Genomic DNA, 11,886 nt, shown 5'->3' with positions numbered 1-11,886 from the left:
GGCCGGGTTTTCGATCATTCACCGATCAGGAGAATTACGCAAGTTTTTTAGCAGCACAGACGCGAGTCGTTTCGTGCAACGTATTCATGCCGCGTATTTATCCACAGAAATGACAGCGAGATAACGCTTCATCCGATATGAGATCGCGTTGTCACCGGCAGCGTCTCAATGCTCACAGGTAGTAGTGCCATGCACAGCGAACTGCCAAAGCCAACGAAAAGAGCGGGGTGAGCTTCGCAGCTCACCCGTCACGTGTCGCCTTTTACTTCACCTTGGATTTATCGAGCTTCTTGCCAGTCGCCGCGTTGAAACGTTCGACATACTCTTCGATCAACTTGCGCATCGCACGTCCAATCTGCCGGTAGTCCGACTCGTTCAGATTGGCTAGCGACACCCGTCCCGACGGATGCTGCGTACCGAAGCCGCGTCCCGGCAGCAGCACCACCCGCGCTTCACGCGCGAGGCGGAACAGCAATTCGGACGGCTCGATGTTTTTCAGCAGCCACTCGACGAACTCACGCCCGAACATCCGCTCGCCAAGAAACTCGATGTCGAGAATCGTGTAGTAGTCGACCTGATTCGGATCGTCGTCATCGAACGAAATGCCGACCTCTTCGTACAGCGCCTGCTTGCGCTTGCGGATCAAACGCTTCAACGCGTTCTTGTACGCGTCGGGCGTGTCCATCAGCGAAAACAGCGAGAACAGCACCATCTGCACCTGCTGCGGCGTCGACAAACCCGCCGTGTGATTCAGCGCGACCGTGCGGCTATCCGCCACGAGGCGATCGATGAACTTGAGATTTTCAGGCTCGGTCGTGATCGACTCATAGCGCTCGTGAAGTTGCTTTTTCGTGTCTTTCGGCAGCTCGGCGATCAGCTTGTCGAGCACGTTGTCGCGATGCGTTGCGATCGTGCCGAGACGCCAACCGGTCGCGCCGAAATACTTCGAGTACGAGTACACGAGGATCGTGTTCTTCGGCGCGAGTGCGAACAGCGAGACGAAGTCGTCGGCGAAGGTGCCGTACACGTCGTCGGTCAACAGAATCAGCTCGGGGCGTTCCTTGACGATGTCGGCGATGTACTGAAGGCTTTCGTCGCTGATCTTCACCGAAGGCGGATTGCTCGGATTCACCAGGAAGAACGCCTTCACCTTCGGATCGCGCAGCTTGTCGAGTTCCTTCTTCGAATACTGCCAGCCGCTTTCCACCGTGGCTTCGAGATTCACGACGTTCAACTGATAGTCGTTGAGGCGCGGAATTTCGATGTACGGCGTGAAGATCGGCATGCCGAGCGCGATCGTGTCGCCCGCCTTGATCAGGTGATTCTCCCGCATCGTGTTGAAGATGTACGTCATCGCCGCCGTGCCGCCCTCCACCGCGAAAATGTCGAACTCGCCGACGAACGGATGGTTGCCGATCATCTCCTTGCGGAGATACTGGCCGACGATCAGTTCGGATAACTTAAGCATGCGGTCCGGCACCGGATAGTTCGACGCGAGAATGCCTTCGCACATTTCATAGAGGAAGTCGCCCGCCGACAATCCAAGCTGATCGCGCACATACGACACAGCACCGCGCAAGAAGTCGATGCCGGGCACGCCCCTGTTTTCACGCAGGAACAGATCGAAGCGTTCCGTGAGCCCTTCGCGGCGCGGGAAACCGCCGACACCCTCGGGCATGAAGGCAAACGAACGCTCCGACTCGCGCATCGCGAACAGGCCGAGTTGCCAGAAGCCGTGACGCGGAATCGTCGCGAGGAAGTTCGGGTTGCCGCGGCCGGCGTTGAGCATCGACGCATTCGCGGGGCGCTCCACCGCACCGCCGCCGGCGGCCTTGATCAGTTCGTCCTTGAGCTCGAACGGGCTGAGCGCCGCCAGGCCGGCTTGAGCCATATCACCTTGTTTCTTGCCGCTTTTCTCTTTTGCCATGATGCGTTCTCCAATGTGCAAGTGAATGACGCCGGCGTCGTGAGTGATCGTTCAGTTGCCGCCGGCGCGAGAGAGATCGATAAAGACGTGCGCTAAACCAGGCTAAACCAGTCCGACCACAAGCGGCCCAAGCAACGTCAACGCGACGTTTGCAATGGCATAGGTGATGGCGAACGGTACGGTCGGCACGGCGCTTTCCGCCTTGTCGAGCACGCCGCCGAACGCCGGGTTGGCACTGCGCGATCCGGACAGCGCGCCGGCCAGAATGGCCGCATTCTTGTAGCCCAGCACGTAACGACCGAACAGCATGGTCAGCAGCAGCGGGAACAACGTGACGAACACGCCGAGCAGGAAGATCGTCATACCGCTCGCCTTGACCGTCACGACCGCCTGCAAACCGGAATTCAAACCGACCACCGCCACGAACGCCGCGAGACCGAAGTCCTTCAGCAACTGCGAAGCCGCCGTCGGCATCACGCCGTACATCGGATGCTTGCCGCGCATCCAGCCGAACAGCAAACCGGCCAGCAGACAGCCACCACCTGAACCGAGCGTGAGCGGAATGCCGGCCACGTTGATGACGATCAACCCGATCAGCAGACCGAGCACGAGGCCGACACCCATATAGATGAAGTCGGTCTTGTTGCTATACGGCAGCTCGTAGCCGGCTGCATCGACGGCGCGCTTGGTGTCTTCAGGCGAACCGTAGAAGGTGATGACGTCGCCATGCTCGAGCTTGGTTTCGGGCAGAATCGGCAGCGGCTGGCCGGCGCGCGAGGCGCTCTGGATATAAACGCCGTGGCGCATGTCGCGATCCACGACTTCGCGTGCGGCGGCGATCGTCGTGTGGTTCATGCCTTTGCGGGTGAACACGCCTTCGCGGGTCTGCATCACGACGCCAATGTCGTCGACGTTGGCGATCTCGTTGCCGTTCGCGCCGAATGCGACCACCGCTTCACGGCGGCCCACTACCAGCACTTCGTCGTTGAGCTGCAACGTCAGATCGGGCGTCGGCTCGAGGTTCTTACCGTCACGCTTGATCCGCTCGATCGTCAGCAGGTCCTGATGCTGGGTCTCGACCGCCTTGACCGTTTTCCCGGCGCTGACATCGATCTTGTACGCACGCCCCACCAGTTCGGGCAAAGCACGAATTTGCCCCGTACCGAGTGACGCCGAACCTGAAGACAGTTCCTTTTCCGCTTCGATCGATGCCTCTCGCAAACCTTGCCCCATGAACTTCGGCAAGATGTTCACGCAGACGATGATCGCGCCGAGCGAACCGAACACGTAGGTCACCGCGTACGCGATCGCCACGTCGGATTGCAGCGACTTGACCTGATCGGCGGGCAAACCAAGACGCGCGATAGCGTCGCCGGCCGTGCCGATAATCGCCGACTGCGTCAGCGCACCGCCGGCGAGCCCGGCCGCGAGACCTTTATTCAAATGGAACAGCTTCGCGCAGACCACCACCGTGATCAGCGCCGAGACGGCGAGAAACACCGCCATCGCGATCTCGCGCAGCGTCTTGCGATTCAACGAGTTGAAAAAACCCGGCCCGGAGTCGTAGCCGACCGCATAAATGAACACGGCGAACATCACCGACTTCACGCCGTTGTCGATCGTCACCCCCGCCTGGCTGATGACGACTGCCGCCAGCAATGAACCGCCTACACCGCCCAACTGAAATTTGCCGAAGTTGATTTGTCCGATGAAGTAACCGGCTGCAAGCGACAGAAACAGCGCGATCTCGGGTGACTTCTGAAAAATGTGATGTAGCCAGTCCATCGTGCCCTCGCTAGATAGTTTGCGATACTGAGTACTGGATGCTGCATGTGCACACGGATCTCACGGCGTCCGCATGCGTCGGCTGCGCGCCACGCCGCGCGCAGCACATCTGTCCGTCTAGCCGAATTTCCCGGCGAGGCCGACCACGACCGGCCCCATCAACGGCAACAGAATGTTCGAGAGTGCATAGGTGATCGTGTAGCCGATTACGGGCGTCGAATTGCCGGTCACGCCGACCAGCGCGCTGATCGCCGGTGTGCTGCACTGCTGACCGGCAATGGCGCCGAGCAGCATGGGCGCTTCGAGTTTGAGAAACACGCGGCCGATCCAGAGCGACAGCAAGCCGGGCACGAGCACCATCAGAATGCCGGCGACGGGCAGCGCCAGACCGTATTCGCGCACCAGCTTGATGGCATCGGGTCCCGCCGACAGACCCACCGCCGCGATAAAGGTGGCAAGACCGAAGTCCTTGAGAATTTGTGCAGCGGCGGAAGGGAGCGAGCCGACAAGCGGATAACGCGAGCGGATCCAGCCGAACAGCAGTCCCGACAGCAGGCAACCGCCACCCGTGCCGAGCGCGATCGACACACCGCCGATGCGTCCGCCGAGATGGCCGATCGCCATGCCGACCAGTACGCCAAGCCCGAGATAGACGAAGTCGGTCTTCTGCGTCGCGGCGAGCACGTAGCCGAGATGCCGCGCGCCGCGCTCGACATCGGCCTTCGCGCCGACCAGCGTGAGCACGTCGCCGCGATTGAGCTCGGTGCCGGGCAGTGCGGGCACCGTGGTCTCGAGCCGCGTGACGGCCGCGATGTAGACGCCCCGGCCTTCTTCCGGCTTGGCCCGTTCGCGCACCTGCGCGACCGTCAATCCGTGTGCCTCGCGGCGTGTCAGCACGACGTCGAGCTTTTCCGCGACGAGCTGGCCGAAGGCCGTGCCCTCCACTTCTTCGCCGAGGCTGACGGCCGCGGCGACAATCGCTTCGCGCCGCCCTGCCACCAGGATGAGGTCGCCCATCGCCAGCGTCAGTTGCGGCTCGACCGGCACGGCCACCCCGTTGCGCTGGAGCTGCTCGATCGTCAGGTTGAAGCCGTGCTGCTGTTCGAGCGAGAAAACCGTGGAGCCGGCCGCCGCGCCGACCCGAAAGGCACGGCCGACGAGCGCCGGCGCGGCCGAGCGCTGTCCTTCGCCGAACGCGTTGTCGCCGCCGAGCTTGTGCCACACGCGCTCGGCTTCTTCGCGCAAATTGACGCGCAGCAGCAGCGGCGCGAACTGGCTGGTGAACAGGACGATGGTGATCAGGCCGAACAGGTAGCTCACGCTGTACGCGGTCACGATGTTGGCCTGCAGACGCAGCGTCTCCGCGTCGCTAAAGCCGAGCTTGGCAATCGCCTCCGAAGCCGTGCCGATCACCGCCGACTCCGTGGCGGCGCCGGCGAGCAGGCCGGCCGCCGTGCCGGCGTCGAGCCGCATCACGAAGACCGCGATCATGATCAGGATCAGCACCGACACGATCTCGACCACCGACAGCAAGCCATAGCGCCAACCCCGTCCAATGTTGGCAAAGAACTGCGGGCCGCCGGTGAATCCCAGCGCGAAGATGAACAGTGCAAAGGCAATGTTCTTCAGATCGGGGGCCAGCCGCGCGCCCGTTTGGCCCAGTAACAAGGCCACGATCAACGTGCCGCAGACGCCACCGAGCTGGATTGGCCCCACGCGAAACGAACCAATGAAGTATCCGATTGCAAGGCTTGCGAACAGCGCGATCTCCGGTTGAGATCTCAGCAATTCACCGATCATGTTGGCTCGCCGATTTACGGTTTATTAGCAGAAAGCTGAAACAATTCTCTCTGGCATTTTGAAAACATTCGATCCGATTCGCCACAACTCTGGAATTACGCATCCGGCATAATTGGATGCCATTGAATGGAAGCTTTATGGCAATGACATGACGCTCCTGGCGCCAAAGAAGATATGTCGCAATGCAGCGACGATAGTGAAATGCTTTTCAGCAAGTTCGACAGTCACGCATTCCTCGCGAAGTTTGCCCAACGCCTCGAAAAAGGCTGCTCTGCTGGTGGCCGGTTTTTTAGCACGATATGAACGCGCTTTTTGGCACTGCTTTTTAATAGATATTGCAGTTCGGCATCGCTGTCAATGTGATTTTCGAACACGACCCCTTTTGAGCTCGCAGAAGATAATTTTTAGCAAAGACTGAATGATTTTCGGACTGTTCATCGCAAGCCGCGATCATTACGATAAAGAGCCGATATACTGACTTGCCCGCATGCCACGCGTGAGCCGGCATTCACCACGCGGCACGCTTCTTTCGGAGCCATTCATGCGCATGATCCTGTTCAGCAGCCGCCAATATGACAGCGATACGTTCGGCGAAGCCAACCGCACGCATCGCTATGAACTGCACTTTCAGGAATCGCATCTCGATGCCGAAACCGCGATCCTCGCGCGGGGCTATGAAGTGGTCTGTCCATTCGTCAATGACAACGTCGACGCCGCCGTGCTGGAACGTCTCCATGCCGGCGGCACACGCATGATCGCGCTGCGCTCGGCGGGCTTCAATCACGTCGACCTGGCCGCGGCCGAACGTCTTGGCATAACCGTTGCCCGGGTACCGGCTTACTCGCCGCACGCGGTTGCCGAACATGCTGTCGGACTGATTCTGGCGCTGAACCGGCGCTTGCCACGCGCGGCCGCGCGCACACGCGAAGGCGATTTCTCGCTGCATGGCTTGCTCGGCTTCGATCTGCACGGCAAGACTGTGGGTGTGATCGGCACCGGCACGATCGGGCGCGTGTTCGGCCGCATCATGGCGGGCTTCGGCATGCAGGTGCTCGCCCATGATCCCGGCACGCCGGCCGACGACCTGCTCGCGCTCGGCGCGCGCTACGTGCCGCTCGATACGCTGCTGGCTGAAAGCGACGTTGTCAGCCTGCATTGCCCGCTGGTGCCCGGCACATATCATCTGATCGACGGTCCCGCGCTCGCCAGGATGAAACGTGGCGCGATGCTGATCAATACCGGGCGCGGCGGTCTTGTCGAAAGCAATGCGCTGATCGGCGCGCTGAAGGACGGCCAGCTCGGCCATCTCGGACTCGACGTGTACGAGGAAGAAGGCGGCCTCTTTTTCGAGGACCACTCGAACCTGCCGTTGCAGGACGACGTGCTGGCGCGTCTGTTGATGTTCCCGAACGTGATCGTCACTGCACACCAGGCATTCTTCACACGAGAAGCAATGAACGAGATTGCGCAGACCACGCTCGAAAACGTCGCGGCATGGCAGGCCGGCACGCCGCGCAATGTCGTGCACGCACGCGGCTAGCCGGGCCTCCTGCCGTTATCTCTCGTTGGATAGTGCGAGGGAGGGGACTCGAACCCCTACACCCGCCCTCGCATTCGCTCTATCAGGGCTGGCTGTCGTCGGCCATCGCATCCGCGCTGCCGTCCACCGTCGTCGGGCGGAGCGCCGTGCGGGCATCGTCCGTTGCGCCGCAGAGTTCACGCAGCAAGCCTGCCTCGCGCTCGTGCACTTCCACCGGAAACCAGCGCGCACCCGCATCGGCCAGATAGCGCGCGCGATGCTGGCCGTTGCGAAACGCCACCACGCCCTCACGCTCGAGACCGAACCAGCCCAGCAGACCCGGCGCGCGACGCGTCGATATCGTCACGTACGGCATCTGCGGAATGCGCGGATTGTCCGGGTCGAGAAACTCGCGAATGCCACGCACCTTGCCCGAATGCCATTCGGCGACCGGCTTCAGCACGTAATCGGTGTTGTCGCGGTCCGCGCAGGCAAGCAGCTTGCGCACATCGACCAGAACCACTTGATGCCGTGTGCCGTCAGTCACGAAGACACGTTTCAGGCGCACATGGTCGTACCATGGATGTTCATGCAAAGGCACGATCCAGACCGTCTCGGCACAGGCCGGCGCGGCTGCGGGCGATGAATTGGACAAAGGCAAAGGCAGGCTCGATAAGCCGGCTAAACAACGCCAGCGCGTTAAAAGAGCGCTAACGCTACGAGCCGATTGTGAAAGATGCATGACAACCAACGGTATTAATCGCAGCGCATGAGCGCACTGCATGAGCACCCGGCCTGTGCGGCCGGACGCAACCCCCTTTACGGACACATCGATGATAACCACGCAAAACCTGAATGACCATGTGCGCATCGAAACCAATGAGGACACCGGTGTCGCCACGATCGTGCTCGAACGGCCCATGCGGCGCAATGCGGTCGACCGTCCCACCGCGGAAGCGCTCAGCGCCGCCTTCCGGCGCTTCGAAGCGGAACCGGCATGGCGCGCGGCCGTGCTGTTCGGCGCGGGCGGCACCTTCTGCGCCGGCGCGGATCTCACCGCGCTCGCCGACGAAACCCGCCGCAATGAACTGCACGCCGACGGCAGCGGTCCCGGCCCGATGGGACCGACGCGCATGAGCTTCAGCAAGCCGGTGATCGCCGCGATTGCCGGATATGCGGTCGCGGGCGGCCTCGAACTGGCCGCGATGTGCGACCTGCGAGTCGTCGAAGAAGATGCCGTGCTCGGCGTGTTCTGCCGGCGCGTGGGGATTCCACTGATCGATGGCGGCACGATCCGCTTGCCGCGTCTGATCGGGCTGTCGCGAGCGCTCGACCTGATCCTGACCGGCCGCGCGGTGGAGGCGCAGGAAGCGCTCGGCATCGGTCTTGCCAATCGCGTCGTGCGCAAGGGCGAGGCACGCGCGGCGGCCGAACGGCTGGCCGCTGAACTGGCGGCCTTTCCGCAGGCGGCGTTGCTGGCGGATCGCCGCTCCGCACTGGAAAACAGCACGCTCGAGAATCTTGCCGAGGCGCTGCGGCGCGAAGGCGCGGGCGGCTATCAAGCAGTATTCGACGAGGGTGTCGCAGGCGCCGCACGATTCACCGGAGGCGCAGGCCGTCACGGGAATATTTTCAAGTCAGACGAAAGCACGCCATAGGACAGCGCCATTTCGCTGAGCGAGAAACGGCAAGGCGGCATGCCGGAGTGCGCTCCAGGGTGGCGCGCCAAACCGCACACCAAGGGCGGCTTTCAGCAAAAAACAACAGCCTGCTTGACGCTCAGCAAGGCGGTTTTGACTTAGGTAGAATCCCCTACTGTTTTCCCCTCGCATGGCGCATGCGTTCTCGCCCCGAAAACGCGCGCCTGCCGCACGACACGTCCCGTCGTGCCGATTCACGCTCCGCCACCATGCCTTTACCCCTGCTAGCCCTTGCCGTTGCCGCGTTTGGAATCGGTACCACTGAATTCGTGATCATGGGGCTGCTGCCCGATGTCGCACGCGATCTGTCCGTGTCGATCCCGGCGGCCGGCATGCTGGTATCGGCTTATGCGCTCGGCGTCACGATCGGTGCGCCGATCGTCGCGATCGCGGTCGCCAACATGCCGCGCAAGAAGGCGTTGATGAGCCTGATCGGTGTCTTCATCGTCGGCAATCTGTTGTGCGCGATTGCTCCGGGTTATGCCGTGCTCATGGCCGCGCGCATCGTCACGGCGTTTTGCCATGGCGCGTTCTTCGGGATCGGATCGGTGGTCGCCGCGGGTCTCGTCGCGCCGAACCGCCGCGCGCAGGCGATCGCACTGATGTTCACCGGCTTGACGCTCGCCAACGTGCTCGGCGTGCCGCTCGGCACCGCGCTCGGTCAGGCGGTGGGCTGGCGCGCGACCTTCTGGGCGGTCACCGGCATCGGCATACTCGCTGCCGGTGCGCTAGCTGTCTGCCTGCCGGCGAAAATCGAAATGCAGAAGGCGAGCCTCGTCCACGAATTCAGCGTGCTGAAAAATCCGCAAGTGTTGATGGTGCTCGGCATCAGCGTGCTCGCATCGGCCAGCCTGTTTTCCACCTTCACCTACATCACGCCGATTCTTGAAGACGTGACCGGTTTCACCCCGCACGCGGTCACGTTCGTGCTGTTGCTGTTCGGCCTCGGCCTGACGGTGGGCAGCACGCTCGGCGGCAAACTCGCGGACTGGCGGCTGCTGCCTTCGCTGGTCGCGTTTCTGCTGGCGATCGTGGTCATCCTGAGCATTTTCGCCGGCACGATGCACGCCGAGATTCCCGCGATGATCACCATCTTCGTGTGGGGCATTCTGGCTTTCGCGATCGTGCCGCCGTTGCAGATGCTGATCGTCGACCGCGCGAGCCACGCGCCGAATCTGGCGTCGACCCTGAATCAGGGCGCGTTCAACCTCGGCAATGCAACAGGTGCGTGGCTCGGTGGCATGGCGATCGGCGCGGGCGCGCCGCTCACGATGCTGCCGTGGGTTGGCGTGGCAACCTCCATTGGTGCGCTGGTGTTGACGCTGTGGTCGGTGTCGATCGACCGGCGCGCGCAGCGGATGGCCGTGGCGGGGTAATCGCACGAAGGTGCGAATGGCTTGAGGCCGTAGTAGCATCTCGGCCGATGAAAGTCATCTTCACACGCGATTTCCTCGCACTCATTCTCAGCGTCGCTGTTGTCGGACTCGGCAGCGGCGCCACGCTTCCCCTTACTGCCCTTGCACTGACACAAGCCGGCTACGGCACCGACGTGGTCGGCCTGCTGACCGCCGCGCAAGCAGGCGGTGGCCTGATCGTCGTGCCGCTGGCCGGCTGGATCGCGGCGCGCTTTGGCGGCCGCCAGGTGATCGTCGGTGCGGTGCTGGTGGTTGCGCTCGCCACCGCGTCGATGCAGCTCACCTCGAACCTGTGGCTTTGGGCTGTGTTACGGGTACTCTGCGGCGCCGCGCTGATGCTGCTCTTCACAATCGGCGAAGCATGGGTCAACCAGCTCGCCGACGACGCCACTCGCGGCCGGGTCATCGCGATCTACGCGACCAACTTCACGCTGTTCCAGATGTCGGGTCCAATACTCGTCAGCCAGATCAATGAACTGACTCACTGGCGCTTCCTGATTTGCGGCGCGATCTTCCTGCTGGCTTTGCCCGCGCTCGCCAGCATTCGCAAAACGCCACAGGCGTCGGAAGACGAACACACGGCGCACGGCAGTTGGCGCCACGTGCTGCCGCAGATGCCCGCGCTCGTGATCGGCACGGGGTTTTTCGCGTTGTTCGATACGATCGCGCTATCGCTGCTGCCGCTCTTTGCGATGACCCACGGTATTACGAGCGAGGTGGCCGTGTTGTTCGCATCGGCTTTGCTGCTCGGCGACACGACCATGCAGTTTCCAATTGGGTGGCTCGCCGACCGGCTCGGGCGCGAACGCGTGCATATCGGCTGCGGTGTGATCGTCGTGGTGTTGTTGCCGTTGCTGCCCTGGGCGGTTGCGTCGCCCTGGCTGTGCTGGCCTTTGCTCTTTGTGCTCGGCGCTACGGCCGGGGCGATCTATACGCTATCGCTGGTCGCCTGCGGCGAGCGGTTTCGCGGTGCCGCGCTGGTGTCGGCGAGTTCGTTAGTGGGGGCATCGTGGAGCGCGGCCAGCTTCGGCGGTCCGCTGGTGGCCGGCGCGTTGATGAAGGGTGTCGGCAACGATGCGATGGTGGGGGTGTTGCTATTGGCGGCACTCGCGTTTCTGGTTGCTGTTTGGTGGGAAAGGCGGCGGGGGGTGGTGGGGGTTGTTGGGTCTTAAGGGTTGTTTTTGCCTGCGGCGCTGGGGTTTGGGTGGTGGGGGGTTTGGGTGGTGGGGGGTTTGGGTGGTGATCTTTCGGCGTTGGCCTTTTCTTGATCACTTAGTGGTTTATTAGCGTTTGCCCCTGTGCGGGGCGGCACTTACTTTCTTTGCCGCCGCAAAGAAAGATAAGCAAAGAAAGCGGCTCACACCGTTAATTCTTAAGCGGGTCCCCCGCACAGTCGCGGTAGTGGTGCATCTGGAATCCGTGCTCTCGCACATTCAGCGTCAGTGACAATGCGCTCATTAGCTCCCACTCCGCACTTCGTGCGTCGCGGTTGGGTTTGCATAGGAAACCAAAGGTTTCGTTTGAGTACAGTGGGACCATCGGCTTTGCCGCGGCGAGATGTTCTAGCCATGCCTCCGGGTTGATGTCGTGTCGTGTCGTGACGTCACGCGACGCGTTGCGTTGCGTTGCGTACTATGCCTTGCTCTGCTCTGCTCTGCTCTGCTCTGCTCTGCTCTGCTCTGCTCTGCTCTGCTCTGCTCTGCTCTGCTCTGCTCTGCTCTGCTCTGCTCTGCTCTGCTC

8 protein-coding genes are annotated in these 11,886 nt (G+C 62.1%); 4 read left to right on the top strand and 4 right to left on the bottom strand.

The window, feature by feature from the left end; genetic code table 11:
* Positions 1-262: 262 nt before the first annotated feature.
* The 3 genes from ACOSV0_RS03005 to aspT (ACOSV0_RS02995) all read right to left on the bottom strand — a co-directional run bounded on the left by ACOSV0_RS03005 (position 263) and on the right by aspT (ACOSV0_RS02995) (position 5,512).
* Entirely contained in the window at positions 263-1,927 is a 1,665-nt protein-coding gene (locus ACOSV0_RS03005) for a bifunctional aspartate transaminase/aspartate 4-decarboxylase (RefSeq protein ID WP_434108643.1), read from the bottom strand.
* A gap of 102 nt (positions 1,928-2,029) precedes the next feature.
* On the bottom strand, positions 2,030-3,712 hold the full coding sequence (gene aspT / locus ACOSV0_RS03000) for an aspartate-alanine antiporter (protein ID WP_434108642.1): 1,683 nt from the start codon (positions 3,710-3,712) through the stop codon (positions 2,030-2,032).
* A gap of 117 nt (positions 3,713-3,829) precedes the next feature.
* Positions 3,830-5,512, bottom strand: coding sequence for an aspartate-alanine antiporter (gene aspT, locus ACOSV0_RS02995; protein ID WP_434108641.1), 1,683 nt, complete (start codon positions 5,510-5,512; stop codon positions 3,830-3,832).
* A 541-nt stretch (positions 5,513-6,053) separates the two neighbouring features.
* On the opposite strand from aspT (ACOSV0_RS02995), the gene ACOSV0_RS02990 reads away from it, so the two are divergent.
* Positions 6,054-7,052 (top strand): 2-hydroxyacid dehydrogenase, encoded by a 999-nt coding sequence (locus ACOSV0_RS02990; protein ID WP_434108640.1) that lies wholly within the window; start codon positions 6,054-6,056, stop codon positions 7,050-7,052.
* Positions 7,053-7,134: 82 nt separating this feature from the next.
* Here ACOSV0_RS02990 and ACOSV0_RS02985 read toward each other — a convergent pair whose 3' ends face one another.
* Positions 7,135-7,773 (bottom strand): plasmid fertility inhibition factor family protein, encoded by a 639-nt coding sequence (locus ACOSV0_RS02985; RefSeq protein WP_434108639.1) that lies wholly within the window; start codon positions 7,771-7,773, stop codon positions 7,135-7,137.
* Between the two features lie 91 nt (positions 7,774-7,864).
* Here ACOSV0_RS02985 and ACOSV0_RS02980 point away from each other — a divergent pair, with 91 nt between their 5' ends.
* The 3 genes from ACOSV0_RS02980 to ACOSV0_RS02970 all read left to right on the top strand — a co-directional run bounded on the left by ACOSV0_RS02980 (position 7,865) and on the right by ACOSV0_RS02970 (position 11,318).
* Positions 7,865-8,689 (top strand): crotonase/enoyl-CoA hydratase family protein, encoded by an 825-nt coding sequence (locus ACOSV0_RS02980; protein WP_434108638.1) that lies wholly within the window; start codon positions 7,865-7,867, stop codon positions 8,687-8,689.
* Positions 8,690-8,940: 251 nt separating this feature from the next.
* On the top strand, positions 8,941-10,107 hold the full coding sequence (locus ACOSV0_RS02975) for an MFS transporter (protein WP_434108637.1): 1,167 nt from the start codon (positions 8,941-8,943) through the stop codon (positions 10,105-10,107).
* A gap of 47 nt (positions 10,108-10,154) precedes the next feature.
* Positions 10,155-11,318 (top strand): MFS transporter, encoded by a 1,164-nt coding sequence (locus ACOSV0_RS02970; protein ID WP_434108636.1) that lies wholly within the window; start codon positions 10,155-10,157, stop codon positions 11,316-11,318.
* The last annotated feature ends 568 nt before the right edge of the window (positions 11,319-11,886 follow it).

Source organism: Paraburkholderia caffeinilytica (genome assembly GCF_051027425.1).
GTDB classification, from domain to species: domain Bacteria; phylum Pseudomonadota; class Gammaproteobacteria; order Burkholderiales; family Burkholderiaceae; genus Paraburkholderia; species Paraburkholderia caffeinilytica_A.
This window is presented reverse-complemented; position numbering and strand designations above follow the sequence as displayed.